Below are 25,207 nucleotides of genomic sequence, written 5' to 3'. Positions count from 1 at the left end.
CCGCCGTAACCGTGGGGCGTTCTAACCCTCCGGGTAGAAGAGGAACAGCGTGCAGCCCGTCGTCGTCTGCGGAACGTGCGACGTACCCGCTGAGGCGTGGATGAAGGAGCCGGCCGGATAGTCCCGGTCCCCGTCGTTGAAGATGCCGGAGACCACGAAGACCTCCTCGGGCCCCGGTTCATGGACGTCGATCCCCTGCCAGCAGGTGTTCGCGTCCATCTCCAGCACATAGGCCTTCGCGCCGTTGTCCCCGTTCCACAGCGGGCGCAGCCGGATGCCTGGGAAGAGTTCGCGGACCGGGGCGTCCTGGACTGCGGACCACTCATAAGCAGGCGTGTTCTGTTCCGGCGTCTCTGTCGTGTCTGTCGTGTCGGTTGCCATGGGCCCAGCCTGGCGGCCGGCCACCGCCCCGCCGAGTGTCAGAAACGACATCATGCGCTACTTTCCTGCCATGCATCGCGTAGTGGCCCTCGTCCGCCCACCACAGTCGACCTTCGAACTCGGCTGCGCGGCCCAGGTGTTCGGGATCGAGCGGCTCGGACTTCCGACGCGGTACACCTTCGGTGTGTGCACGGAGCGCCCGGGCCCGGTCGCGACGTACGCCGGGTACGACATGCTCGTGACCGACGGGCTCGACGTACTCGACCGGGCGGACACCGTGCTCGTCCCGGGCTGGCTGCCCGCGCGGGAGCCGCCCTCACCCGCGGTCGTCGGGGCGCTGCGCCGCGCGCACTCCCGCGGGGCGCGGGTGGTCAGCATCTGCTCCGGCGCCTTCGCCCTGGCGCACGCCGGTCTGCTGGACGGACGACGGGCGGCCACCCACTGGGCACTGGCCGGCGAACTCGCCGCCCGCTTCCCGCACATCCGGGTCGATCCGGAGGTGCTGTACGTGGACCACGGCGACGTGGCCACCAGCGCCGGCGCCGGGGCCGGCATCGACCTGTGCATGCACCTGGTCCGGAGCGACCAGGGCGCGCGGTACGCCGCAGACGTCGCGCGGACCATGGTCATGCCGCCCCACCGCGAGGGCGGGCAGTCGCAGTACGCGGCACCGCCGCACCCCGCGCAGATCGACGGCACGCTCGCGCCGCTGCTGGAGTGGATCACCGGGCGACTCGGCGAACCGCTGACCGTCGAGGGCCTGGCCGCGCACGCGGGCCTCTCGGCGCGTACCCTCGCCCGACGGTTCGCCGATCAGCTCGGCACCAGCCCGGGGCAGTGGCTGCTCGCTCAGCGGATCACCACGGCACGGGATCTGCTGGAGTCCTCCGACCTCCCGCTGGAAGCCGTCGCCCGCCGCGTCGGTCTCTCCTCGGCCACCAACCTCCGCAGGCGCTTCCTCAACAGCCTGGGCACCACACCGGGCGCCTACCGCCGGACGTTCCGGGCCGAGCCACCACAACAACGTACTGACGCGACGCCGGCGGACCCCCGGGAGCCCGACCGAGATCACCGAGATCACCGAGATCACTGACCGGTGCTGCCGTCCGTGAGTGCGCGGCGCATACGGACGAGGCCGTACTCGAAGGCGTGATCGATGTCTCCCCCGAGCCGGAAGGCGCCGGTCAGCTCCATCTGGATGAACCCGGTGGCCCACGCGGTCACCAGGCGCGCGGCCTCAAGGCCGCCGCTCTCGCCTGCGAGCTGCCGGGACGCGCGCAGAATCGGGGCGGCGGCGTACTCGAGGGCCTCTGCCGGTGCGAGCGTGGAGAGCATCAGCAGCCGAAATCCCTCGGGACGGTCCTGGGCGAAGCCGCGGTAGGCGTATGCCAGCTCTTCGAGGGAGCCGTCGGTTGCTTCGAATCGGGCGATGAGGTCCTCGATGGCGGCCTCGGCCACGGCCGCCAGCAGGGCAGCGCGGTCGCGGACGTGCTTGTACAGCGACGGAGCGCGGACCCCGACGCGGTTGGCGACGCTCTGCATCGTCAACCCGTCCTGGCCGCCCGACTCCAGGATGTCCCGGCCCGCCGCGACGATCGCGCTCAGTGAAGTCTTCTCAGGAGTCGGCAATTTTCACCCTTCCGAAGCCAAAGCTATTGCCCATAGCCATCATGGCTATGTATCGTAGCCATGATAGTCGCCACTGACCCCTGGAAGGCAACCCATGAAGCTCGCTCCGCACCTGCACCGCCTCGGCAACGACGTGGTGGCGTGCTACCTGATCGACACCGACGAGGGCATCACACTCATCGACGCGGGCCTCCCCGGCCACTGGCGCGACCTGCTGAACGAGCTGAAGTCCCTGGGCAAGTCCGTCGGCGACATCCGGGGACTCGTGCTGACCCACGGGGACTCCGATCACCTCGGCTTCGCCGAACGGCTGCGGCGTGAGCACGGAGTACCGGTCTACGTGCATGCCGCCGACGCCGTCCGCACACGAACGGGCGAGAAGCCCAAGACCCCGATGGGCCCCATGAAGCTCGGTCCCACGCTCGGCTTCTTCTGGTACACCCTGCGCAAGAACGGGCTGCGCACCACGTACGTACGCGATGTGATCGAGGTCGCCGACGGCGACGTCCTGGACCTGCCGGGGAGCCCGGTGATCGTACAGATGCCGGGACACTCACCGGGAAGCGTAGCCGTGCATGTGCCGCTCGCCGACGCCGTCTTCGTCGGAGACGCCCTGACGACCCGGCACGTACTGACCGGGCGTACGGGTCTGGCGCCCGCGCCGTTCACGGACGATCCGGACGAGTCACGCGCGTCGCTCGACCGACTCGCCCAGCTCCAGGCGTCATGGGTCCTGCCCGGCCACGGAGCCCCCTCGCACGCTTCCCCCGCCCGGGTGGCGGAGGCGGTCAGGCAGGCCGGCGCCTGAGCGACGCACCCCCCGGGCGGCGCGTCGCTCAGGCCGCCCGGCAGCCTCATCACGACGCCATGACCACCATGACCACGCCATGACAACACGGGCGTAACCACCGTAACCGCACGCCCCTTCCCTCATCTTTATGTCGCACGGGTGTACGCCGTCGCCATCCTTTGGTAGGAAAGCTTCCTAACAGAAGAGCGCGAACTCCCCCCACATGGAGGTCTGGTGCCCACCCCCCACATACGCACCCCACGTCGGCTGAGGTTCCTGCCGCACGCCCTGCTCGGTCTGGCGCTGGTCGCCGTCCCCGCGACCGCCATGGCGAACTCGGCGCCGGAGCCCACCAGCGCCACCGCGAGCGCCCACACCAGCGCCCACACCTTCGCGGCGGCCACGGGACTCGACGATCCGGCGAAGAAGGACATCGCCATGCAGATCGTCTCCAGCGCCGAGAACTCCTCGCAGGACTGGAAGGCGCAGTACAGCTACATCGAGGACATCGGTGACGGGCGCGGCTACACCGCCGGCATCATCGGATTCTGCTCCGGGACCGGCGACATGCTCGAACTCGTCGAGGCCTACACGGACACCAAGCCGAACAACCCGCTCGCTTCCTACCTCCCGGCGCTGCGCGACGTGAACGGTACGGACTCGCACGACGGTCTCGACGGCTTCACCGACGCCTGGAAGCAGGCGGCCAAGGACACCGTGTTCCAGACCGCACAGAACAACGAGCGGGACCGGGTCTACTTCAACCCGGCCGTAGCGCAGGGCAAGAAGGACGGCATCGGCACACTCGGGCAGTTCATGTATTACGACGCCATCGTGATGCACGGCCCGGGCAACGGCGGCACCAGCTTCGGCGGCATCCGGCAGCGGGCGCTCAACAACGCGAAGCCGCCGTCCCAGGGCGGCGACGAGGTCACCTACCTCAACGCCTTCCTCGACGCCCGTGTCTGGGCGATGAAGCAGGAGGAGGCGCACGAGGACACCAGCCGGGTCGACACCGCGCAGCGGGTCTTCCTCGACGAGGGCAATCTGAACCTCGACCCGCCGCTAGACTGGAAGGTGTACGGCGACAGCTTCCACATCGGCTGACACCGGGCCGACGAGTAGAGCAGGCCGGCACGGCCGACGAGCAGCCCCACAGGGGCAGGTGGGGTGTCCCGCGTGGTGAACTCCGCGCGGGGCACCCCACCGCTCATGTCGTACATCGCATGTCGTGCATCGCGCGCCTCGCGCGCCCTGAACGGCGAATTCCGGAAAGCCTTGACACCCCGAAGCGGTCGGAGGAGCATCCTCATGATCTGTTGACAACGTTGTCGGGTCCAGCCACCGCGCATGCTCCCCGTCGCGTTACCTTCCGTCACCAACGAAGGGCAGGAACGGTGTCAGACACACAACCGCGTCGGACGGCGCATCGGAGACGCCGAGCTCTCGGCTCCGTCGCCGTGGCCGCCATGGCGTCCCTGGGGCTGGCCCTGACGGTCTCGCCCGCCTCGGCGACCCCGGCCACGGCCTCCGGCGGAGCGACCGCCGCCAAGGCGTCGCCCGTCAAGAACCCCGCGTCGTACGTCGATCCCCTGATCGGCTCGTCCAACGCGGGCAACACCTACCCCGGCGCGGTGCAGCCGTTCGGCATGCTCGCCTGGAGCCCGCAGAACTCGCGTGGCACCCAGGTGTCGACTCCCGCGCCCGGCGGCTACACGTACGACGCCACGAAGATCCGGGGCTTCAGCCTCACCCACCTCAACGGTGTCGGATGCTCCGGGGCCAACGGTGACATACCGATCATGCCGTACGTGGGCGATGTCGACTCCTCGCCCTCGGCGGACACCACCGACGCGAAGTACGCGAGCACCTTCTCGCACGACAACGAGACAGCGACGGCCGGCTCGTACAAGGTGGGTCTGGACAGCGGCGCTTCGGCCGACCTGACCGCCACCGCCCGTACGGGCTCGGGGCAGTTCGGCTTCCCCGCCGACAAGCCCGCCAGCCTGCTGTTCCGTACCTCCAACTCGGAGAGCGGCTCCACCGCCGCCGACGTGCGGGTCAACGAGGCCGACAGGACCGTGACCGGTTCGGTCAGCGCGGGCAACTTCTGCGGCCCGCAGAGCGCGAACAACCGCAAGGACCTCTACACCCTTTACTTCACGGCCCACTTCGACAAGAAGTTCGCCAAGGTCGGCACCTGGACCGACGGGACCGTGCAGCCGGGATCCACCTCGGCCACGGGCGGTACGGGCTTCAGCTCGTCCGGCAACCCGGTGGCGGGCAAGGGCTCCGGCGCGTACGTCACCTTCGCCCCCGGGACCACCAAGGTCCAGGCGAAAGTCGCGATCTCCTACGTCAGCCCGGGCAACGCCGAGGCCAACCTCCGCGCGGAGAACCCGCCCTCGAAGAGCTTCAACTCGGTGAAGTCCCAGGCCGCTTCGGCCTGGAAGCAGGAGCTGGGCAAGATCAAGGTGAGCGGTGGCAGCGAAGACCAGCGCACCACCTTCTACACCGCGCTCTACCACTCGATGCTTGAGCCGACGCTGACCAGCGATGTCGACGGCCGCTACCTGGGCGCCGACCGGAAGCCGCACAAGCTCGCCAAGGGCCAGAAGGCGCAGTACGGCACCTTCTCGGGCTGGGACCAGTACCGCGCGCAGGTGCAGTTGATGACGCTGCTGAACCCGAAGGCGGGCAGTGACTACGCGCAGTCCCTGTTCAACTTCGCGAACCAGCGCGGCGGCGAGTGGGACCGCTGGCTACTGGAGAACGGCAAGACGAGTGTGATGTCGGGCGACCCGTCGGACGCCGCGCTCGCCGGTATCTACGCCTTCGGCGGCCATGACTTCGACGTCAAGGGCGCCCTCAAGTCACTGGTCAAGGCAGCGACCGTGCCGACGGCGAACGACTCCGACAGCGCGGGCTGCAATGTCGAGTGTGTCGGCCAACGCCCGGCGCTCGACAAGTATCTGACGTTGGGTTACGTCCCGTCCGACAGTTGCCACTGCTGGGGCGGCGCCGCCGAGACCCTGGAGGACTCGGCCGCCGACTTCGGCATCTCCGCGCTCGCCGGCCAGACCGGCGACCACGCGACCGAGAAGAAGTTCCTCGACCGCTCGGGCAACTGGACGAACGTCTTCGACCCGAACGCCACCCCCGACGGCGGCTACATCCGTGACCGCAAGTCCGACGGCTCCTGGGCGGGTACGTTCACCCCGGGCACCGGCAGCGGCTTCGTCGAGGGCACCAGCGCCCGCTACACCTGGATGGTCTACTCCGACGTGGCGCGGCTCGCCAGCGCCATGGGCGGCGACGCCACCACGGTGAAGCGTCTCGACTCCTTCTTCAAGACCCCTGACGGCGCCTTCGACTTCTCCGCCAAGGACGACACGCGCTACGACCCCACCAACGAGCCCGACATCAACGCCCCTTACCTGTATGACTACTTGGGCGCACCCTCCAAGACGCAGGAGACCGTGCGGGCCGAGATGGACCAGCTCTGGACGAACACCCCCGGCGGGATCCCGGGGAACGACGACGCGGGCACGATGTCGTCCTGGTACGTCTTCTCGGCACTGGGCATGTATCCGCAGGTTCCGAGCCGGGCGGACATGGTGCTGTCGGCGCCGCTGTTCCCGCACGCCGTGATCCAGACCGGGCACAACAAGACCATCACGGTCAACGCACCGGCCGCCTCGGCGGACAACACGTACATCCAGAGCCTGAAGACCAACGGCAAGACGTCCAGCAAGCCGTGGGTCCCGGCTTCGTTCGTCACCCACGGCGGCACCCTCGACTACACCCTCGGCTCCAAGCCCAGCACCACGTGGGGCACCGCGAAGGCGGACGCCCCGCCGTCCTTCACCGGCGGCGGGACCTCGTACTTCACCGGTGTCACACCGGAGAAGCTGAAGGTCGAGCCCGGCGGTGACGCCACCACCACGACCGTCAAGGTGCAGACGCTCCAGGCCAAGGACACCAAGGTCCACTGGACGGCCGCGCCGCCCGCCGGTGTCACGGTGACCCCTGCGCAGGGCGACTTCACGGTGCCCGGCAGCGGATCCGTCAGCGCCAAGATCTCCGTGTCGGCGGCGGCCGGGACCCAGGAGGGCTTCTACACCGTCCCGGTGACCCTCACCTCGTCGTCGGGCACGGAGCTGCCGAAGACCTCGGCAGCCGTGACCGTGGCGGCGAAGAACAGCATGCTGTGGAACCTCAACAACAACGCCATATCGGCCGATGACGCGAACCCCCAGGCCAACTTCGACGGTGAGGGCTACAGCTACTCGGCCAAGGCGCTCGCGGCTGCGGGCGCCCAGCCCGGCGGCACGGTCTCCACGGGCGGATTCACCTTCACCTGGCCGAAGTCGGCCGCCGGTGACCCGGACAACATCGAGGTCGTCGGGGGCGGTCAGGTGCTCGCCGTACCGGCTGCCGCCGGCGCGACGAAGCTGAGTCTGCTGGGCAGCGCCGCGGAAGGCGACGCGAGCGGTACGGCCACGCTCACGTACACCGACGGCACGACGCAGCAGGCCGAGATCGGCTTCAGCGACTGGACACTCGGCGGCGGAGCCGGGAAGCCGGCGTTCGGCAACACGGTCGCGGTCCACACCCCGTACCGCGATGTGCAGGGCGGCGGTACGGACCCGGTGGGTACGGAGATCTTCGCCACCGCTCCGGTCACCTTGCAGGCGGGTAAGCAGCTCGCGAGTGTGACACTGCCCGCGACGACCGACGGCGGCGTGCTCCACGTCTTCGCGGCGGCGACATCCTGATCTGAGTCGAGCGTACGTCGGAGGCCTGTTCAGTCCCCGGAAGGGCTGAGCAGGCCTCCGTCGCGTTCCGGCACGTCCGCCAGTTCAGCCACGTCCGAAACGGGTTTCCTCCCCAGGTGGTTGAAGGCCAGGTTGAGGACGATCGCCACGACGCACCCGGTGCTTATGCCCGAATCGAGCACCACCATCAGGTCCTTGGGGAAGGCCTGGTAGAAGTCCGGCGCCGCGATCGGGATCAGCCCGATGCCCACGGACGCCGCGACGATCAGCGCGTTCTCGCCCTTCTCCAGCGCCGCCGTGGAGAGCGTCTGGATGCCGCTCGCCGCGACCGAACCGAACAGCACGATGCCGGCGCCCCCGAGGACGGGCAGCGGTACGAGCGCGATCACCGACGCCAGGACCGGACACAGCCCGAGCAGGATGAGGATGCCGCCGCCCGTGGCGACGACAAAGCGGCTGCGCACCTTGGTCATCGCGACCAGGCCGATGTTCTGCGCGAAGGCGCTGCACATGAAGCCGTTGAAGAGCGGGCTGATGGCACTGCCGAGGGTGTCGGCGCGCAGTCCGCCCTCAATGGTCCTCCGGTCGGCGGGACGGTCCACGATCTTGCCGAGAGCGAGCATGTCGGCCGTGGACTCCGTCATGCACACCAGCATGACGATGCACATGGAGACGACGGCCGCGATCTCGAAGTGCGGCGCACCGAAGTGGAAGGGGCTCGGGAAGCCGATGAGCCCGGCGCCCCTGACGGCGTCGAAGTCCGTCATCCCCATCGGGACGGCGATGACGGTCCCGGCGACGAGTCCGAGCAGGATGGCGATCTGCTGGAGGAAGCCGCGCAGCACTTTGCGCAGGGCCAGCACGATCGCCAGGGTGAGCGCCGCCATGCCGATGTTGCGCATGGAGCCGTAGTCGGGGGCCCCGGCGTCGGAGCCCTGCGCCCAGCCGAACGCCACCGGCAGCAGGGACACACCGATCAGGGTGATGACGGTGCCGGTGACAACGGGCGGGAAGAACCTCACCAGTTGGGAGAAGTACGGGGTGAGGAAGAAGCCCAGCACACTGGCGACGATGATCGCGCCGAAGACGACGGTGAGGCCGTCGGCGCCCCGGTCCCTGCCGATGGCGATCATCGGGGTCACTCCCGCGAACGAGACGCCGTTGACGAACGGGAGCCTGGCGCCGATCTTCCAGAAGCCGAGTGTCTGGAGCAGGGTGGCGATTCCGGCGGTGAAAAGACTCGCGCCCATCAGGTACGCGGTGTCCCTGGCGCCGAGCCCCACTGCGGGCCCGACGATCATGGGCGGCGCCACCACACCCGCGTACATCGCGGCCACATGCTGCAACCCGCTGGTGAACATCTTGAACGGTGGCAGCTTCTCGTCGACCGGGTGCTTACGGTCGGGCTCGGCGCCGGCGTCGAGACCGGCCTCGGTCTGTGTGTCGGTGGGTATCCCGGGGTGAGCGGTCACAGGGGTTCCTCCGGTCGGTTACGCGCCGGCGGCGGCGCGGGTGTCAGGGAGGTGATGCGGTGAGACGGGGAGAGGTTCCGAGGGATGACGGGGCGAGGTTCCGAGAGATGGGGGGAAGGTTCCGAGAGATGCGGAGAGGCTCGGAATCGTACGGGTGGAGTCTCCGTTCCACCGCCCCGGGAGGCGCCGCGCCATTGACGGTACGGCGCCTCCCGGTCACGGCTGCCGTGGACCCCACTCGGGTCCTCGGCCCACCCGGCCGGGGGCCGTCCCCCCCGACCGGACGTGCGGGCGGGATCAGCCTTCCGCGGCGATCCGTGCGAGGCGCCGCGCCTCGCTCCGGGTGGAGCGGGCGATGGCGTCCTCGTCCACCGTGGTCAGATGGTTGTCCTCGACGACGGTCCTGCCGTTGACGAGGGAGAGGGTGACGGGCGCGGCGGCGCCGAAGACCAGCGCGATGACCGGATCGGCGATGGAGGCGTGGGCCAGGGTGTCGAGCTTCCAGAGCACCAGGTCGGCGAGCTTGCCTGCCTCGATGGAGCCGATCTGGTCGGCACGCCCGAGCACTTGGGCGCCGCCGTACGTCCCGAGGCGCAGCGCCTGACGGGCCGTCAGGGCCGATTCGCGGTGTGCGCCAAGGCGGTTGATCAGCAGGGCGTTGCGCAACTCCGTGTGGAGTTCACCGGACTCGTTGGAGGCGGTGCCGTCGACGCCGAGCCCCACGGGCACTCCGGCGGCCAGCATGTCGGGGACGCGGGCGATCCCGGCGCCCAGCCGGGCGTTGGAGGACGGGCAGTGCGCGACCCCCGTACCGGTACGGGCGAACGCCGCGATGTCGGAGTCGTTCATATGGACGCAGTGGGCCATCCACACGTCGGAGCCGAGCCAGCCGGTCGATTCGAAGTAGTCGGTCGGGCCCATGCCGAACAGCTCCTTGCAGAACTGCTCCTCCTCCACGGTCTCGCTGCCGTGGGTGTGCAGGCGTACGCCTTTGCGCCGCGCCAACTCCGCGCCCTGCCTGAGCAGTTCGGTCGTGACGGAGAACGGCGAGCACGGTGCGACCGCGATCTGGGTCATCGCGTCGAACGACGTGTCGTGGTGTGTGTCGATGGTCTTCTCGGTGGCGGCGAGCGCGCCGTCGAGGGTCTCGACGGCGAAGTCCGGCGGCAGACCGCCGTCCGACATGCCCCGGTCCATGGAGCCCCGGGCGAGGGTGAACCGTACGCCCGTCTCAGCCGCGGCGCCGATGATCGCGCCGGACAGGTCGCCCGCACCGCGCGGGTAGACGTAGTGGTGGTCCATCGCCGTGGTGACGCCCCCGCGCGCCAGCATCGCGAGGGAGCCCTGCGCGGCGGCCCGTACCATCGGCTCGTCGAGCCGTGCCCAGATGGGGTAGAGGTCGACCAGCCAGTTGAAGAGATTGCGGTCGGTGGCGAGGCCCCGGGTGATCCACTGGTAGAAGTGGTGGTGTGTGTTGATCAGGCCCGGGGTCAGCAGGTGGCCGGTGCCGTCGACGCGGCGGACCACGTCCCGGAGATCACCGGGCGCCGGTCCCGCACCTGCCGATTCGATCCGGTTGCCCGCGACGACGACATGGCCCGACGCGTACTCGGTGTCGTCGGCGTCCACGGTCGCGATGGCACAGTTCTCGATGACGATGCGCGAAGCCGCCATGGCGGTTCCTCTTCCTGATGTCGGGCCTGCGGCCCGGATGTTGTACGGAGTCGGGGGCCGAGCGGGGTGACGACCGAGTCCGTGGTGTGTGGAAGGGCCGCGCCTTTGCGGCCGTTCCACACTGCTGTACCGCGCAGATGCCCCCGCTCCCCTTCTGTGGCCCCCGGGGCCGTGGAACCGGACTCCGGGGGTCGACGCCGGCGCGCGCGTCAAGGGTGGCGGGTCGGTCAGAGTGTGCTCAGGTCCAGCGGGATCCGCGGCTCGACGCCGTCCCGCAGGACCGTCGCCTCGATCAGCCCGTAGGGCCGGTCGGCAGCGAGGTAGACAGCTCCGTCGGGGGTGTCGTTCTTCAGGCCGAACGGTTCCAAGTCCACCAGGAAATGGTGCTTGTTGGGGAGCGAGAAGCGGATCTCGTCGATCTCGGGGCGGCTTTCGATGATCCGCGATCCCATTTGGTACAGGGTCTGTTGCAGCGAGAGTGAGTACGTCTCGGCGAACGCGTCGAGCAGATGCTTTTTCGCCTGCTCGTAGGAGGTGTCCCAGTCCGGCATCTGCTGGTCGTCGCTGGTCCAGTTGTACCGCCAGCGGGCGGAGACGTCGGTGGCGAGTATGCGGTCGTGCGTCTCGGGGAGCGTGGTGTACGCGTCCTTGACGTAGCCCCAGAACTCGGAGTTGGTCGAGTTCATCACCGTCAGATCCTTCAGCCCGGAGACGACCTCCCACGTCTCACCGTCGAAGGTGATCTGCGAGACGCGGGTCTCCTGGCCCTTGCGGACGAAGGAGTGTTTCGGTTCGTCGGCGCCGGCGGCTTCCGGTCCGGCGGTGGGCCCGGGACCTGCGTCCGGCGCCCCGATGCGCTCCCAGACGTACTCCTCGATCCGGATGCGCGCCTGGTGGATGGGCTCCTGGCTGGTGACGAAGTGCCGCGCCAGGTGGATGCCGAACTGCTCGGCGGACTCTATGCCGTGCTCCTTGGCGAACGCGTACACCGTGTTCTTGGTGGTGTCGGTCGGCAGGACGTTGGCGTTGGAGCCCGAGTGGTGGACGTCCTCCATGTCGCCGGAGAGGGCGACCGAGACGTTCAGGTCCTTGATGTGGTGGGTGTCGCCGTTCCTGGTGATCCTGACGACGCGGTTCTCCGCCTTGCCGTACTGGTTCTGGCCGAGAATGGTGGGCATCTGCTAGCTCCCTCGGTATACGGAGTAGCCGAACGGGTTGAGCAGCAGCGGTACGTGATAGTGCTCGCCCGGAGTGACGGTAAAGGTGATCGCCACTTCCGGGAAGAACGCATCGCTGTCCCGTAGCGCGGGGGCGTCCTGCTGTGCCTCGGCTTGCTTCTTGCTGACGAGGTACGCCTCGGTCTCGAAGCCGAGACGCACATGGGTGGTGGCTTCCGGCAGCGCCGGCAGATCCTTGCAGCGCCCGTCGGTGTCGGTCAGCGAACCGCCGAGCGCCACCCAGCCCGCCCCGCTGCCACTGCGGGCGGCGAGTGTGACGGGCACACCCGCGGCGGGGCGGCCGACGGTGGTGTCCAGGATGTGCGTGGACACCGATGCGGTGCTGCCCGTACTCGCGGTGGTGCCGGTGCTCACGGCCTTCACTCTCCTTCCGCGACGAGGCGTCCCAGTCGAATGCGATTGATCCTGCCCAGTTCGGTGCGCACGATCACGCGCTCCTCCTCCGGTGTGTTGCGGAGCCTGGTTCTCAGTGCGTCCCGCAGTTGCCAGGCGCTCGCACCGGTGGCGCAGATCAGGAAGACCTGTCCGAACGTCTCCTGATAGGCCAGATTCAGTGCGAGCATCTCGGCCTTGAGCTCCTCGGAGGCACCGGCCATCCCCCGCTGTTCGCGGGTCGAGGTCGGGTCCCCGGGCTTGGGCCGCCCGATCGGCGGATGGCCCGCCATCGCCTCGGCGAGATCGTCGTCGGTCAGGGCGGCTGTCACCGCGTCGCCGGCCGCGAGGAGGGCGTCGGTGGTGGCGTACGGGCGCCGGGCGAGCAGTTCGCTGCCCCACGCCGTACTGGCACACACCTCGCCCAGTGCGGCGAGCGCGTCCTGGTCGGAGGAGGTGTTGAACCGGGTGAGGCCCGGGGGCGGGTCGATCGTCACGGGAGCCTCCGTGGCTGTGCTGGACGGGCTCCGCATAGCTAACGCCCTCGACAACACCGCGTCAACACTTTGTTGAAAGTTGCTGTCCGCCCAGCGGTAGACTGGGCAGGAGTTCTCCGGGGCCCCCGGCGCGGGGCGTCACCTTCTCGAAACATCTCGAAACACATGGGGACCGTCATGAGCGCACGCGAGGAAAGCACGGCTGAAACGCACACGCCCCCGGCGGGCGACGGCGCCGCCGAACGGGCGGCTCGCTTCGGCCACCTGCCTGACCGGATTCCCCCGGAGCGCATGGTCGAGGAGGTCCCGGCGGACGCGCCGAACGACCCCGAGTTCGGCCGTGACCCCGACGCCGACTGGATGGTCAAGTACTCCGCCTGACGGCGAGAACGTCAGCGCCCCTGCACGCCGGACGGACCCGGCCCACAGGGGCGTTTCGCTGTGCCGCTTCGCGCGCCGTCACGCCTCGGGCGTCTCGGCCGCCCGCTGCTCGTTGACGTAGTTGATGTAGTTGTAGACGGTGAAGCGGCTGACCCCGAGGGCACTCGCCACCGTCTCCACGCCGTGCCGCACCGAGAAGGCGCCGCGCGCCTCCAGTATCCGTACGACCGACTGCTTCGTCCTGCGGTCCAGCTCGGCCAGCGGCACTCCGTGCCGGCGCTCCAGCGCGGCGAGGATGTGGTCCAGCGACTCGGAGAGCTGCGGCAGCCGTACGGCCAGCAGATCCTCGCCCTCCCAGGCGAGCACCACATCGTCGGGCTCCGCCGCCTCCGGCGCCATCAGCTCGCCGCCCATGGCGTCGATCAGGGGCTTGACCGCTGCGACGAAGGGGTGGTCCACCGGCCCGCTCACCGGGCGCCTCCGCCGGGCGCGGTATCGGGTCCGGCCACATTCACCTGGAGCGAGACCCGGGTCGCGCCTGCGGCCAGTGTCCTGCGCAGCAGGGTGTCGACCGCGGCCAGTACGGTTTCGGCGTCACCCTCCGCCGTATTGCCGAACGGCCCCACGTCCACGGCGTCGAGGCCGGCCCCCTGGACGACCTCGCGGGCCACCACCGCGTGGGCGGGTGCCTCGTCCAGGTCGAAGGGTTCGGTCGTGAACTCCACCCTGAGTCGCACTGTGCCTCCATACCTCCATCGCGTCGCTCCGGGGACGACCTTAACCGACCCGCCGGGTGGTCATACGAAACGATGCGGGGAAGCGCTCAGCCCGATGAGATGCGTGATGAGGGCCTCGCGGAGAGCGTGCGGGAAGGTCTCGTCCGTCGGCGGGTGGCCCATCTCCGCCGTCACCGTCGCCACTGCCTCGGTCGGGTTGGCGTACGGCCAGAGACCCGCGGTGATCACGATGACCGCGGCGGCGAACTGACCGGACGCCGCGCCGCCGAGCCCCGGCAGCCGGGAGCCGACCAGCGCCGCCAGGCGTTCGGTGTGCCCGGTCGCGCGCCGCTTGAAGGCGCGGGCGAAATCCACGCTGATGTTGCGTTCCAGTACGCCGCTCATCGAGCCGATCAGCTCGCACAGGAGCGGGCGTTCGTAAAGGGTGTCGGCGACGGCCGAGGCGAGGCGGACCTCGACGGCGTACGGCTCGGCCTCCCCGGTCGCATCCCGGGGCTCCCCCGCCTCCCCTGCCTCCCCTACCTGGCCTCCTGCCGCGAGCACCACTTCGAGAGCGTCCAGCCAGGCTTCGGATTCGGTGTCCAGCAGCTCCAGGAAGATCGCTTCGCGGCTGTCGAAGTAGCGCAGGACGTTCGACTTGGACAGCCCCACCCGCAGACTGAGTTCACGGAGGCTGATGTCCGCCAGGGAGCGTTCACCGAGCATCCCGCGCGCGGTCGACAGGATGGCCCGGCGGCGCGCCTCGATCTGCTCGGGTCTGCGCGCGCGCTGGAATTCAGGGGGCTGCGAGGACATACGGCAAGCCTAACCGACCCCGCCAATAAGGAACCAGTGGACCTTTATAATGCCAACCCGGCACCGACCCCACCCCCCGCCTCGCCCCCGACCGCGCCGCACCAACTGGTGTGTTCTGGGTAATGGTTGAGGCAGAAGGCGCCCCGGCCAAGGGGCGCCGCGGGACAGAGGGACACCCCACAGTGAAGCGAAAGCTCCGCACCCTTGCCACCACCGCCACTGCCACCGCCACCACCGTTCTGCTGATCGCCGGCGTCCAGCGATCCGCCTCGGCCGAGACCGGGACCGAGGCCGACGCCACGTCCGCGTCGGCGTCCGCCCCCGCCGCCGACACCTGGATCGGCACCTGGGCCGCCTCCCCACAGAGCGGCAGCGACACCTTCGGGCAGCAGACGATTCGTCAGATCGTGCACACCAGCATTTCCGGCACCGCCGCGCGCGTCCATCTGTCGAACGCCTTCGGCAACAAGCCCGTGGTCATCCGCGACGTACACATAGCCCGGCGCACCTCGGGCTCGTCCGTCTCCGCGTCCACCGACCGCGCTGTCACCTTCGGCGGACGGACCGATGTCACCATCCCCGTCGGGGGTACGGTCGCCAGCGACTCGACCGGCTTCGCCGTACCGGCGGGCGCGGATGTGGCGGTCAGCTTCCACGTACCCGACTCCACCGGCCCAGCGACCTACCACCAGTCGGGACTTCAGACCAACTACATCGCTCCGGGGGACGTGGCAGGCAACGCCGACCTGACGGGCGTGAAAACCACCGGCAGCTACTACTTCCTGTCGGGGCTGGACGTCGTGAACACCGCGGCCACGGGCGCCGTCGTCACGCTCGGCGCCTCGATCACCGACGGCATCGCGTCCCGGACCGACGCCAACCGCCGCTGGCCGAACGACCTCGCGACGAGGCTGTCCGCCGCCGGGCGCGTGGTCGGCGTACTCAACCAGGGCATCAGCGGAAACCAGTTGCTGGCGGACGGGGCCGGGCAGAGCGCGCTGAAGCGTTTCGACCGGGATGTGCTCGCACAGCCGGGCGTCCGGTGGGTGATCTTCGCCGACGACCCGATCAACGACCTGACGAACAGGAACCCGACCGCCGATCAGCTCATCACCGGCTTGAAGCAGCTCATCTCCGCCGCGCACGGCAAGGGCGTCAAGTTCATCTGCTCGACGCTCACACCGTTCGAGGGCGCCGGAGGCTGGAAGGCGGAGCTGGAGCCGAAGCGCGCCGCTGTGAACAGCTTCATCCGGGGCGCGGGCAGCGGCTGCGATGGGATTGTCGACCAGGACACGGCGACGCACGATCCGGCGCAGCCGACGAAGTTCCGCGCCGCCTTCGACAGCGGAGACCATCTGCACCCCAACGAGGCGGGACTCCAGGCGATCGCCGACGCGGTCGATCCGGCGCTGTTCCAGTGACCTGAGCCGGCGGGCCGTACCCGGCCGCAGAGCCTGGCCCCACACCCGGCCCAGCGACCAGCCCGTACCCGGACCACCGCACACGGCCTCCGATCCCCTCCCGGCGGATCGGGGGCCGAATTACTCGGCCATTCCGTCGGCCGCACTTGACAGCCACTGAGCCCCACGGGCAGGCTTCCATCAAGCAGAAACTAACTTCCGCAATACGGAAGGAGCGGCTGAGCCTCATGGGCTACGCAGACCAGCGCTTCGATGTGAACCTGTCCATCCTCTTCACCGAGCTGCCGCTCCTGGAGCGACCGGCGGCCGCAGCCGCGGCCGGTTTCACCGCCGTGGAGCTGTGGTGGCCGTGGATCGACTCCCCCACTCCGCCGCAGTCCGAGTTGGACGCCCTCAAGAAGGCGCTCGACGACGCGGGCACCGAGCTGGTGGGGCTGAACTTCTACGCCGGACAGCTTCCGGGGCCCGATCGCGGGGCGCTCTCCGTACCGGGCGAGGAGTGTGACCGGTTCCGCGCCAACATCGAGGTGGCGGCGGCCTTCGCCGGCTCCGTCGGCTGCACCGCGCTCAACGCGCTGTACGGCAATCGCGTCGAAGGCGCCGACCCCCGCCTCCAGGACTCACTCGCCCTGGAGAGCCTGGTGCTCGCCGCCCGCGCCGCCGACCGCGTCGGGGCGATCCTGCTGATCGAGGCACTCAACAAGCCGGAGTCGCCCCTCTATCCGCTGGTGAGCGCGCCGTCCGCGATCGAGGTCGTCGACAAGGTGAACGAGGCGACGGGCCTCGGCAACACGAAGTTCCTGCTCGATCTGTACCACCTGTCCATGAACGGCGAGGACCTGAACGAGGTCATCGACGCGTATGCGGCCAAGACCGGTCACGTACAGATCGCCGACAACCCGGGCCGTGGCGCCCCCGGCACCGGCACGCTGCCGCTCGACGAGCTGCTGGAGCGGCTGCGCAAGGCCGGATACGACGGCTGGGTCGGCCTGGAGTACAAGGCGGGCGATCGCCCGAGCGCCGATTCCTTCGGCTGGCTCGCCAACTGACCATTCTCCCGCGCGCGTTGAAAGAGGCATCCGCATGAGCAACCTCCCCAAGATCGCATGGATAGGACTCGGCATCATGGGCTCCCCCATGTCCGAGAACCTGATCAAGGCCGGTTACTCCGTGACCGGTTACACGCTGGAGCAGGACAAGCTGGACCGGCTGGCGGGCGCCGGCGGTACGGTCGCGGGCTCCATCGCCGAGGCCGTACGGGACGCCGACGTGATCGTCACCATGGTGCCCGCGTCCCCGCAGGTCGAGGCCGTGGCGTACGGCGCCGACGGCATCCTGGAGAACGCCCGGCGCGGCGCGCTGCTGATCGACATGTCGTCGATCACCCCGCAGACCTCCGTCGACCTGGCCAAGGCGGGCGCCGAGAAGGGCCTGCGCGTCCTGGACGCCCCGGTCTCCGGCGGCGAGGCCGGTGCCATCGAGGCCGTGCTCTCCATCATGGTCGGCGGCGAGCAGGCCGACTTCGACGACGCGAAGCCGCTCCTCGACGCGCTGGGCAAGACCATCGTGCTCTGCGGCCCGCACGGTTCGGGGCAGACGGTGAAGGCGGCCAACCAGCTCATCGTCGCCGTCAACATCCAGGCGTGCGCCGAGGCCGTGGTCTTCCTGGAGAAGTCCGGCGTCGACCTGAACGCCGCGCTGGACGTGCTGAACGGCGGTCTCGCCGGGTCGACCGTGCTGACCCGCAAGAAGGACAACTTCCTCAACCGCGACTTCAAGCCCGGCTTCAGGATCGACCTGCACCACAAGGACATGGGCATCGTCACGGACGCCGCCCGCAATGTCGGCGCCGCGCTTCCCGTGGGCGCCGTGGTGGCCCAACTGGTCGCCTCCCTGCGTGCGCAGGGCGACGGCGGACTCGACCACTCCGCGCTGCTGCGCTCGGTCGAACGCCTCTCCGGCGAGCAGGTCTGACCCGCCCGGACTCCGGGCCCCACAGACCCGGGCGGCGGTGGCGCTGACACCTGTCCTGTCGCGCCCAAGTGCCACCGTCGCCCGGAACCACAGGTAACCAGCAGGAGATCGACAAGAACCCTCGACCAAGAACCTCGCCCACTCCGGTCCGCGCCCCGCGCGGGGACCGAAGTGGCATCCGACGTCCGCCCACCGGCCCTATGAGGGGTGACCGGTGGCGCGGGCCAGACCGCGGCGGCGAGCGGGAGCCAGTGCGGTGGTAAGGGCCACGAAGGCTCCCTCTCGGCCTGAGAGAAGGAAGCCGGAAGGCCCGTCGCCGCCGCCGCGGTCACACACCGGCCCCCCGGCACCTGTCCCGCACGCCGTCATCAGCCTCCGCCCGCGCGCTGCCTCACGACGATGTCGAGAAAGTCCCCGCCGAGCGGTACGTGGTCCCTGGCCCTGGTCGCGAGTACGACCCGGCACGGCTCGACCCCTTCCACAGGCACCGTCGTGAGGTCGGACCGAAGAGGAGTGTGGTGGTCGCCGGCCGGCGCCAGAGCCAACGCCTCGCCTCCGGCGATGAGTTCGAGCTTGTCCGCCACCGCTTCCACGAGTGGGCCATCGGGTGCCGGGCGTCCGTCCGGGCGTGGGAGCAGACGCCAGAACGCGTCGTACACCGGGTCGGCGTACCGGACCAGGGCCTCGTCCGCGAAGTCGGCGAGCGTGACCGACGTACGGCCGGCGAGCCGGTGGACCGCGGGCACCATGAGCACCCGGGGCTCCTCGTGCAGCACCGTCACACCCAACTGGTCGGTGGGGAAAGGCTCCCGGGTGAGGACCGCGTCGACCCGGTGGTCCAGCAGGCTCGCGTTCACCTGACTGACCTCCAGGTGCGAGGTGCGCACCTCGGCGTCGGGACGCAGCCGGCGCAACTCCCGTACGGCTGCGGTCACGATGAGGTCGCCCGTGTAGCCGATCGTGAACACACCGGGTCCGACAGCGGCGCGTGCCGTCGCCACGGCGTGCTGCGCGGAGTGCAGGAGTGCGTGTGCCTCGGGCAGGAACGCCCGTCCCGCGTCGGTGAGTTGGCTGCCCTGCTTGGTGCGGTCGAGCAGCCGGACGCCCATCCGCGCTTCGAGGCGCTGGATCTGCCGGCTCAGGGACGGCTGGGCGAGGTGCAGGGCGTCGGCCGCGCGGTGGAAGTTGCCGTGCTCGGCGAGGACCGTGAAGTAGCGCACCAGGCGGAGTTCGAGGTCCGCCCGGGAGGCGGGGGTGTCGGGCACCCCGCCAGGCTACGCGTGATGCCCGTTCCGTATCGCGTGGTGCGGAACAGGACTTGGACGCGCGGCGCCGGAGGTTCCTAACGTTGAGGCACAGGCCCCGCCGCTTCTGGAGGGCCGATCCGCGACCACAAGGGGATCATCAGCGTGCGCGTTTTTCTCACCGGTGCCACCGGGTACATCGGATCCGCGGTGGCCGCCGAACTTCTCGGAGCAGGCCATCAGGTCGTCGGCCTCGCCCGCTCGGACTCGGCCGCCGAGGCGCTGTCGGCGGCCGGCGTGCAGGTACACCGCGGCGAACTGGAGGAGCTCAAGAGCCTGCGCGAAGGTGCCGTCGCGGCGGACGGGGTCGTTTACGCGGCCAACAAGCACGTGACGGAGACAACGGATCCGGTCGCTCGCGCCCGGGTCGAACTGAACGCCGTCGAGGCGATAGGAGCGGCGCTGGAGGGCTCCGGCAAACCGTTCGTCGTGACGTCGGGGACTCTGGGCCTGGCGTTCGGGCGGCCGGGCACGGAGGCGGACACCCCCGACGTGGAGAAGCTGGGCGCCTCGGCCCTGCGGGTTCCGGCGGAGCAGGCGGTGATCGCGATGAGCGAGCGCGGTGTGCGCTCGGCCGCGCTGCGGCTCGCGCCGCTGGTGCACGGTGAGGGAGATGCCCGGGGCTTCACACCGGCCCTCATCGGCATCGCCCGGGCGAAAGGCGTATCGGCGTACGTGGGCGACGGATCGAACCGGTGGCCCGCAGTGCACCGGCTGGACGCGGCACGCCTGTACCGGCTGGCCCTGGAGTCGGCCCCGGCCGGCTCACGCCTGCACGCGGTCGGCGACGAGGGGGTGCCGTTCCGCGAGATCGCGGAGACCGTGGGCCGCCAACTCAAGGTGCCGGTCGCCGGTGTCGCAGCCGAGGACGCGGCCGGCCACTTCGGGTTCCTCGGACCGTTGGTGTCGCTCGACACCCCGGCGTCCAGCGCGCTGACGCGCGAACGCCTGGACTGGCGGCCGACCCACCTGCCGCTGCTCGCGGACATCGAGGAGGGCCACTACTTCAGGCGGTAGGGATAGCCGCTGGTCCCGGGCGGGACGCTCCGGCACTCTTGGGGCCATGACGATGGGCGCTGCGCGGAGGTCGGCGACGACCTCGGTTCGGCCGTCGTGGCGGCCGGGCTGGTGCGGGACCTGATGCGCGTGTGCCTGCTGCTGGAGCGCCGGTACGCCCCTTACACCAAGTGGCTCGGCAGCGCGTTCAGCCGGCTGCCGGTGGCCGAGTCACTGGCCCCGGTCCTGCGCGGGGTCCTGGCCGCGACGGACCACCCGAGCCGGGAAGCGCACCTGTGCGATGCCTACGAGGCCGTCGCGGCGCTCCAGAACGCCTCCGGCCTCACCAGTGCGGTGGACCCGAGGCGCCGCCCGTACCACTCGCGCCCCTTCCTGGTCCTGCGCGCCGAGCGCTTCGCGCAGGCTCTCGCGCGAACCGTGACGGACCCGGACCTTCGCGCGTTGCCGCTGTTGGGAAGTGTGGACCAGTGGGCCGACAGCACGGACCTGCTCCAGCGGGCCCGCGCCGGCGACCGGCCCGCACCCTGACGGACAGGAAGACGGCCCCCGCCCCGGATCTCTCCGGTGCGGGGGCCGTCCCGTCCCCCTCGGTCCACCGCTGGGTCAGACCAGCGGCAGTATTTCCGTGGGCGCGTGGCCCGGCTCCGTGGCGATGTCCTCGAACTCGTTGACGCTGGCGATGTCGCTGCCACTCATCGAGATGTTCGTGATCCGCTCAAGGATGGCCTCCACGACCACCGGCACCCGGAACTCGGCCGCCAGCTTCTTGGCCTCCTCGAAGGCCGCGAGGAGCTGATCCGGTTCGGTCACCCGGATCGCCTTGCAGCCGAGGCCCTCGACGACCTTCACATGGTCGACGCCGTACATACCGAGCTCGGGTGAGTTGATGTTCTCGAACTCCAGATTCACCTGGAAGTCGATGTCGAAGTTGCGCTGTGCCTGACGGATCAGCCCCAGGTACGAGTTGTTCACCAGCACATGGACGTACGGGATGTGGTGCTGCGCGCCGACAGCCAGCTCCTCCAGCATGAACTGGAAGTCGTAGTCACCGGAGAGCGCGACCACCGAGGCCTCCGGATCGGCGGTGGCGACGCCCAGTGCGGCCGGAATGGTCCAGCCGAGCGGGCCCGCCTGGCCGCAGTTGATCCAGTGCCGCGGCCGGTAGACGTGCAGCATCTGCGCGCCGGCGATCTGGGAGAGGCCGATGGTGGTGACGTACCGGGTCTCGGGGCCGAAGGCGCGGTTCATCTCCTCGTACACCCGCTGCGGTTTGATCGGCACGTTGTCGAAGTGCGTACGGCGGTGCAGCGTCGCCTTGCGTTCGCGTGCCGACTCGATCCACGCACGGCGGTCGGGCAGTTCGCCCGCGGCCTTCAGCTCCTTCGCGACCTCGACGAACAGTTCCAGGGCGACCTTGGCGTCCGAGGCGATCCCGTAGTCGGGGGCGAAGATCTTGCCGATCTGGGTGGGTTCGATGTCGACGTGGACGAACTTCCGTCCCCGCGTGTAGACATCGAGCTTGCCGGTGTGGCGGTTGGCCCAGCGGTTGCCGATGCCGAGGACGAAGTCCGACTCCAGGAACGTGGCGTTGCCGTAGCGGTGCGAGGTCTGGAGGCCCACCATGCCGGCGTTCAGCTCGTGGTCGTCGGCGATGGTGCCCCAGCCCATCAGGGTGGGGATGACCAGCGTACCGGTCAACTCGGCGAATTCCACCAGCAGTTCCGACGCGTCGGCGTTGATGATGCCGCCACCTGCGACGATCAGGGGCCGCTCGGACTCGTTGAGCATCTTGACGGCCTTGACGACCTGCGCGCGCGTCGCTGACGGCTTGTAGACCGGCAGCGGCTCGTACGTGTCGATGTCGAACTCGATCTCGGTCAACTGGACGTCGATCGGCAGGTCTACGAGGACCGGTCCTGGCCGGCCCGAGCGCATGAGGTGGAACGCCTGCTGGAAGACGCCGGGGACCTGCGCGGCCTCCAGGACGGTGGTCGCCGCCTTGGTGACGGGCTTGGCGATCGAGGCGATGTCGACGGCCTGGAAGTCCTCCTTGTGGATCACCGCTGTGGGCGCCTGGCCCGTGATGCACAGGATCGGGATGGAGTCACCGAGCGCGGAGTACAGGCCGGTGATCATGTCGGTGCCCGCGGGCCCCGAGGTACCGACGCAGACACCGATGTTGCCCGGGTGCGTGCGGGTGTAGCCCTCAGCCATGTGCGAGGCGCCCTCGACATGGCGGGCGAGCGTGTGGTTGACGCCACCGGCCGCCTTGAGGGCCGCGTAGAAGGGATTGATCGCGGCGCCTGGCACACCGAACGCGTTTGTCACGCCTTCGCGCTTGAGGATCTCAACTGCCGCTCGGGCAGCGGTCATTCGAGCCATGGGGTGCTCCTCATTCGGCTGGCGGATTCGGGCTCTGTCGCGCCACCTGAGAGCGCCAATTCCGTAATGTGGAAGTTTTGTTCTGCTATACGGAATCAATCTAAGGGCGATGCGAAACGGCGTCAAGGAGAAGGGGAGCCGCGCGGGCAGATATGGGACAGGGGATACCCGAAGGGGCTCCCCAAGACCTCGCTCTTGGTGGACGATGGCCCACGGAGTGCAACCGAAGGGGATCCATCGTCGTGCGAGAGAGCGTTCCGGTGCGTTGCCCGGCCTGTAGCCGTAATCACACCTTCATGGCGTCGGTCTACCCATGCGCGTGCGGGGCTCCGGTCGCCCCGCCGTTGCTCAGGGGCGTACCGGCGGAGCCGATCACCCACCGCACCTGGACGGACGAGTGGGTGACGGTACGGTGCACGTCCTGCGGGCGTGCGGGCCACTGGCCGCAACCCGAACTCGGCTGCGTCTGCGGCTCGGTGCTGCGCATACCCGTACGCCCGGTGGACACCGCCACCGGGCACGACCCCGTCTTCGACCACGAGCCGGAACCCGAGCCCGAACCGCCCGAACCGGTCCCCGGCGCGCCCATGCACATCCCGCTGCCGCGCACGGCCGCCGCGCCCCGGCCCACGTTCCACCCGCTGACCATCCGCACCACCCGCGACGCGGTGACCGCCGCCGCGCTCTATCTGCGCTGGCTCGGCTTCCACCATGTCGAACAGGCGGAGGAGCAGCCCGCCTCCGGCATCGACCTGCGGGGGCCCGAGGTCGTCGCCCAGGTCGACCCGACGACCTCGCCCACCTCGCTGCGCGACGTCGAGTGCCTGTGGCTGAACGGCCTCAGCTCCTCAGCGGTGAGCGTCTTCTTCTCCCTGGCGGGGTACGCGGACGACGCCCGCGCCCGCGCCGACGATCTGGGCGTACCGCTCTTCGTCCTCGACCTCACGGGAGCGCCACAGCCCGTCAACGGCCCTGCGGAGGAACTGATTTCAGCGGGCGCGTGACCGGGGCCGCGCCCGGCGTCGGCAGCCGGATCGGACAGAATCCCCGGCGTCACTATTCCGGTAACGTGCCGTGGTATTTATCCCATGCCAAGAGATAGCGCTCGATCTGTTGCCCGCACCGACTCGACGGTCATGTCCGATTCCGATGTGAGGCATTCACTCCCTCATACAGAGACTGTCGCCGAGAATGGCTCACTCAAGCGGTTTATGGACACTTGGGGCGGCCGCGAACTATATTGGTGCGCGCAGCACCGCGTTCGTGTCGCGCTCCGGCACCGCGCGACGGGGTGCCGAAGGAGAGTGGGACAGTGACGGTGAAAAACGGGCGCAGAGTGACCATTCGTGATGTCGCTCAGCGGGCGGGCGTCTCGTCCGCAGCGGTGTCGCTGGCGCTCAACAATCGCCCAGGGGTGTCGGAGTCCACCCGTAAGCGGATCTCTTTGGCGGCCAAAGAGATGGGGTGGACGCCCAATACGGCGGCGGTGTCCCTGTCCGCGTCGCGCGTTCAGACCATCGGGCTTGTCCTGGCGCGGCCGGCTCCCATGCTGGGGCGCGAGCCCTTCTACATGGAGTTCATCGGCGGCGTCGAGTCGATTCTGGTCAAACGCGGCTACTCGCTGCTGCTGCGGCTCGCCGACAGCGTTGAGGAGGAGGCCGAGGTCCAGCTCGCCTGGTGGCAGGGCCGACGCGTCGACGGCAGTCTGCTGGTGGACCTTCAGGCCGACGATCCCCGCATCGAAACCCTGTCGCAGACCGACTTGCGGGCCGTCGTGGTGGGACACCCGTCGCTGGCGGGCCCGTTCCCCGCGGTGTGGACGGACGACGCCGTCGTGATGGTGGAGGCCGTCCGGTACTTGGCGGCGCTGGGCCATCGTTCCGTCGCCCGGGTGAGTGGTCCGTCCGCTCTGGGGCACACCGCGATCAGGACCGAGGCGTTCCGGTCGGCGGCGGCCCAGGCGGGTATCACCGAAGCGCGTGTGGTAACCGCGGACTTCTCCGGCGACGACGGCTCCCGGGCCACCCGTTCCCTGCTGCTGTCGGCCCAGCGCCCGACGGCGATCATCTACGACAACGACATCATGGCCGTCGCCGGGCTCGGCGTGGCGGCGGAGATGCGTGTGAGCGTCCCGCGTGACCTGTCCCTGCTGGCCTGGGACGACTCGCAGTTGTGCGAGCTGGTCCGGCCGCAACTGTCCGCGATGAGTCACGACGTCTTCCAGTACGGAGCCCAGGCCGCCGAACTTCTCTTCGAGGCCCTGGCCTCCCCGGACGTTCCGTCACGCCCCGCCCCCGCGCCCGTGCTGGTGCCCCGCGCGTCCACGGCCCCGCCTGCTTCCTGACGAGAACGGTGGTCGCCCTGA

General features: G+C 69.4%; 23 protein-coding genes and 1 pseudogene. 12 read left to right on the top strand and 12 right to left on the bottom strand.

The window, feature by feature from the left end; all coding sequences use genetic code 11:
* Positions 1 to 21: 21 nt before the first annotated feature.
* Positions 22 to 381, bottom strand: a complete 360-nt coding sequence (locus QR77_RS34110; protein ID WP_052489784.1) for a cupin domain-containing protein — start codon at positions 379 to 381, stop codon at positions 22 to 24.
* Between the two features lie 70 nt (positions 382 to 451).
* On the opposite strand from QR77_RS34110, the gene QR77_RS34105 reads away from it, so the two are divergent.
* On the top strand, positions 452 to 1,474 hold the full coding sequence (locus tag QR77_RS34105) for a helix-turn-helix domain-containing protein (RefSeq protein ID WP_078877478.1): 1,023 nt from the start codon (positions 452 to 454) through the stop codon (positions 1,472 to 1,474).
* On the opposite strand, the gene QR77_RS34100 is transcribed toward QR77_RS34105, so the two are convergent.
* Positions 1,468 to 2,010 (bottom strand): TetR-like C-terminal domain-containing protein, encoded by a 543-nt coding sequence (locus tag QR77_RS34100; RefSeq protein ID WP_040025897.1) that lies wholly within the window; start codon positions 2,008 to 2,010, stop codon positions 1,468 to 1,470. The genes QR77_RS34105 and QR77_RS34100 overlap by 7 nt on opposite strands.
* Positions 2,011 to 2,104: 94 nt before the next feature.
* Between QR77_RS34100 and QR77_RS34095 the strand changes: the two genes are divergently transcribed.
* The 3 genes from QR77_RS34095 to QR77_RS34085 all read left to right on the top strand — a co-directional run bounded on the left by QR77_RS34095 (position 2,105) and on the right by QR77_RS34085 (position 7,578).
* A complete protein-coding gene (locus tag QR77_RS34095; RefSeq protein ID WP_040025896.1) occupies positions 2,105 to 2,818 on the top strand; it encodes an MBL fold metallo-hydrolase in 714 nt (237 codons plus the stop codon).
* A 216-nt stretch (positions 2,819 to 3,034) separates the two neighbouring features.
* Positions 3,035 to 3,907 carry a chitosanase gene (locus QR77_RS34090; protein ID WP_040025895.1) on the top strand — a complete coding sequence of 291 codons (873 nt, stop codon included), beginning with the start codon at positions 3,035 to 3,037 and terminating at the stop codon, positions 3,905 to 3,907.
* Positions 3,908 to 4,269: 362 nt separating this feature from the next.
* Positions 4,270 to 7,578, top strand: coding sequence for a GH92 family glycosyl hydrolase (locus QR77_RS34085; RefSeq protein ID WP_040029119.1), 3,309 nt, complete (start codon positions 4,270 to 4,272; stop codon positions 7,576 to 7,578).
* A 29-nt stretch (positions 7,579 to 7,607) separates the two neighbouring features.
* Here QR77_RS34085 and QR77_RS34080 read toward each other — a convergent pair whose 3' ends face one another.
* The 5 genes from QR77_RS34080 to uraD all read right to left on the bottom strand — a co-directional run bounded on the left by QR77_RS34080 (position 7,608) and on the right by uraD (position 12,867).
* On the bottom strand, positions 7,608 to 9,032 hold the full coding sequence (locus QR77_RS34080; RefSeq protein ID WP_052489783.1) for a nucleobase:cation symporter-2 family protein: 1,425 nt from the start codon (positions 9,030 to 9,032) through the stop codon (positions 7,608 to 7,610).
* Positions 9,033 to 9,347: 315 nt separating this feature from the next.
* On the bottom strand, positions 9,348 to 10,724 hold the full coding sequence (locus QR77_RS34075) for an 8-oxoguanine deaminase (RefSeq protein ID WP_040025894.1): 1,377 nt from the start codon (positions 10,722 to 10,724) through the stop codon (positions 9,348 to 9,350).
* 227 nt (positions 10,725 to 10,951) lie between these two features.
* Positions 10,952 to 11,902 carry a factor-independent urate hydroxylase gene (gene pucL / locus QR77_RS34070; RefSeq protein ID WP_040025893.1) on the bottom strand — a complete coding sequence of 317 codons (951 nt, stop codon included), beginning with the start codon at positions 11,900 to 11,902 and terminating at the stop codon, positions 10,952 to 10,954.
* 3 nt (positions 11,903 to 11,905) lie between these two features.
* Entirely contained in the window at positions 11,906 to 12,316 is a 411-nt protein-coding gene (uraH, locus tag QR77_RS34065; RefSeq protein ID WP_040029117.1) for a hydroxyisourate hydrolase, read from the bottom strand.
* A 5-nt stretch (positions 12,317 to 12,321) separates the two neighbouring features.
* Positions 12,322 to 12,867, bottom strand: coding sequence for a 2-oxo-4-hydroxy-4-carboxy-5-ureidoimidazoline decarboxylase (gene uraD, locus QR77_RS34060; RefSeq protein WP_052489256.1), 546 nt, complete (start codon positions 12,865 to 12,867; stop codon positions 12,322 to 12,324).
* 141 nt (positions 12,868 to 13,008) lie between these two features.
* Here uraD and QR77_RS34055 point away from each other — a divergent pair, with 141 nt between their 5' ends.
* On the top strand, positions 13,009 to 13,212 hold the full coding sequence (locus QR77_RS34055) for a hypothetical protein (RefSeq protein WP_107069150.1): 204 nt from the start codon (positions 13,009 to 13,011) through the stop codon (positions 13,210 to 13,212).
* A gap of 78 nt (positions 13,213 to 13,290) precedes the next feature.
* On the opposite strand, the gene QR77_RS34050 is transcribed toward QR77_RS34055, so the two are convergent.
* From QR77_RS34050 to QR77_RS34040, 3 genes are read right to left on the bottom strand one after another with little or no spacing between them, the layout of a single operon-like run.
* A complete protein-coding gene (locus QR77_RS34050) occupies positions 13,291 to 13,683 on the bottom strand; it encodes a helix-turn-helix domain-containing protein (RefSeq protein ID WP_040025887.1) in 393 nt (130 codons plus the stop codon).
* The gene (locus QR77_RS34045; RefSeq protein WP_040025885.1) at positions 13,680 to 13,949 is read right to left on the bottom strand and encodes a thiamine-binding protein; all 270 of its coding nucleotides are present in this window, start codon (positions 13,947 to 13,949) and stop codon (positions 13,680 to 13,682) included. Before QR77_RS34045 ends, QR77_RS34050 begins: the two co-directional genes overlap by 4 nt.
* A gap of 60 nt (positions 13,950 to 14,009) precedes the next feature.
* Positions 14,010 to 14,744, bottom strand: coding sequence for a TetR/AcrR family transcriptional regulator (locus QR77_RS34040; RefSeq protein ID WP_040025884.1), 735 nt, complete (start codon positions 14,742 to 14,744; stop codon positions 14,010 to 14,012).
* A gap of 182 nt (positions 14,745 to 14,926) precedes the next feature.
* Here QR77_RS34040 and QR77_RS34035 point away from each other — a divergent pair, with 182 nt between their 5' ends.
* The 3 genes from QR77_RS34035 to QR77_RS34025 all read left to right on the top strand — a co-directional run bounded on the left by QR77_RS34035 (position 14,927) and on the right by QR77_RS34025 (position 18,139).
* Positions 14,927 to 16,165: an SGNH/GDSL hydrolase family protein gene (locus QR77_RS34035; protein ID WP_201778841.1), complete on the top strand. Its 1,239-nt coding sequence runs from the start codon at positions 14,927 to 14,929 to the stop codon at positions 16,163 to 16,165.
* A 227-nt stretch (positions 16,166 to 16,392) separates the two neighbouring features.
* On the top strand, positions 16,393 to 17,214 hold the full coding sequence (locus QR77_RS34030) for a TIM barrel protein (RefSeq protein ID WP_040025881.1): 822 nt from the start codon (positions 16,393 to 16,395) through the stop codon (positions 17,212 to 17,214).
* A 34-nt stretch (positions 17,215 to 17,248) separates the two neighbouring features.
* Positions 17,249 to 18,139, top strand: coding sequence for a 2-hydroxy-3-oxopropionate reductase (locus tag QR77_RS34025; RefSeq protein WP_040025880.1), 891 nt, complete (start codon positions 17,249 to 17,251; stop codon positions 18,137 to 18,139).
* A 368-nt stretch (positions 18,140 to 18,507) separates the two neighbouring features.
* Here the strand turns inward: QR77_RS34025 and QR77_RS34020 are convergent, their stop codons facing one another.
* Complete coding sequence (locus tag QR77_RS34020) at positions 18,508 to 19,404, bottom strand: LysR family transcriptional regulator (RefSeq protein WP_052489255.1); 897 nt, start codon at positions 19,402 to 19,404, stop codon at positions 18,508 to 18,510.
* 144 nt (positions 19,405 to 19,548) lie between these two features.
* Here QR77_RS34020 and QR77_RS34015 point away from each other — a divergent pair, with 144 nt between their 5' ends.
* Both QR77_RS34015 and QR77_RS34010 read left to right on the top strand, forming a co-directional pair.
* Entirely contained in the window at positions 19,549 to 20,460 is a 912-nt protein-coding gene (locus QR77_RS34015; protein WP_040025878.1) for an SDR family oxidoreductase, read from the top strand.
* 54 nt (positions 20,461 to 20,514) lie between these two features.
* A pseudogene (locus QR77_RS34010) lies at positions 20,515 to 20,988 on the top strand (DUF4037 domain-containing protein); the annotation flags it as partial.
* Positions 20,989 to 21,063: 75 nt separating this feature from the next.
* Here the strand turns inward: QR77_RS34010 and gcl are convergent.
* Entirely contained in the window at positions 21,064 to 22,833 is a 1,770-nt protein-coding gene (gene gcl, locus QR77_RS34005; RefSeq protein WP_040025877.1) for a glyoxylate carboligase, read from the bottom strand.
* Between the two features lie 305 nt (positions 22,834 to 23,138).
* Here gcl and QR77_RS34000 point away from each other — a divergent pair, with 305 nt between their 5' ends.
* Both QR77_RS34000 and QR77_RS33995 read left to right on the top strand, forming a co-directional pair.
* Complete coding sequence (locus QR77_RS34000) at positions 23,139 to 23,846, top strand: hypothetical protein (protein WP_052489254.1); 708 nt, start codon at positions 23,139 to 23,141, stop codon at positions 23,844 to 23,846.
* Between the two features lie 332 nt (positions 23,847 to 24,178).
* Positions 24,179 to 25,186: a LacI family DNA-binding transcriptional regulator gene (locus QR77_RS33995; protein ID WP_236710930.1), complete on the top strand. Its 1,008-nt coding sequence runs from the start codon at positions 24,179 to 24,181 to the stop codon at positions 25,184 to 25,186.
* Positions 25,187 to 25,207: the final 21 nt, after the last annotated feature.

Source organism: Streptomyces sp. 150FB, from assembly GCF_000818195.1.
In the GTDB taxonomy this organism is placed as follows: Bacteria; Actinomycetota; Actinomycetes; order Streptomycetales; family Streptomycetaceae; genus Streptomyces.
Note: the sequence above shows the minus strand (reverse complement) of the source record. Positions and strands in the feature narration are given on the sequence as shown.

Excerpts from the sequence above, each read along its gene's own strand:
- pucL (WP_040025893.1), bottom strand. The coding sequence starts at position 11,902 with ATGCCCACCATTCTCGGCCAGAACCAGTACGGCAAGGCGGAGAACCGC.
- QR77_RS34095 (WP_040025896.1), top strand. The coding sequence starts at position 2,105 with ATGAAGCTCGCTCCGCACCTGCACCGCCTCGGCAACGACGTGGTGGCG.
- QR77_RS34000 (WP_052489254.1), top strand. The coding sequence starts at position 23,139 with ATGGCGTCGGTCTACCCATGCGCGTGCGGGGCTCCGGTCGCCCCGCCG.
- QR77_RS34110 (WP_052489784.1), bottom strand. The coding sequence starts at position 381 with ATGGCAACCGACACGACAGACACGACAGAGACGCCGGAACAGAACACG.
- gcl (WP_040025877.1), bottom strand. The coding sequence starts at position 22,833 with ATGACCGCTGCCCGAGCGGCAGTTGAGATCCTCAAGCGCGAAGGCGTG.
- QR77_RS34040 (WP_040025884.1), bottom strand. The coding sequence starts at position 14,744 with ATGTCCTCGCAGCCCCCTGAATTCCAGCGCGCGCGCAGACCCGAGCAG.
- uraD (WP_052489256.1), bottom strand. The coding sequence starts at position 12,867 with ATGCGGAGCCCGTCCAGCACAGCCACGGAGGCTCCCGTGACGATCGAC.
- QR77_RS34105 (WP_078877478.1), top strand. The coding sequence starts at position 452 with ATGCATCGCGTAGTGGCCCTCGTCCGCCCACCACAGTCGACCTTCGAA.
- QR77_RS34025 (WP_040025880.1), top strand. The coding sequence starts at position 17,249 with ATGAGCAACCTCCCCAAGATCGCATGGATAGGACTCGGCATCATGGGC.
- QR77_RS34030 (WP_040025881.1), top strand. The coding sequence starts at position 16,393 with ATGGGCTACGCAGACCAGCGCTTCGATGTGAACCTGTCCATCCTCTTC.
- QR77_RS34055 (WP_107069150.1), top strand. The coding sequence starts at position 13,009 with ATGAGCGCACGCGAGGAAAGCACGGCTGAAACGCACACGCCCCCGGCG.
- QR77_RS34075 (WP_040025894.1), bottom strand. The coding sequence starts at position 10,724 with ATGGCGGCTTCGCGCATCGTCATCGAGAACTGTGCCATCGCGACCGTG.
- QR77_RS34085 (WP_040029119.1), top strand. The coding sequence starts at position 4,270 with ATGGCGTCCCTGGGGCTGGCCCTGACGGTCTCGCCCGCCTCGGCGACC.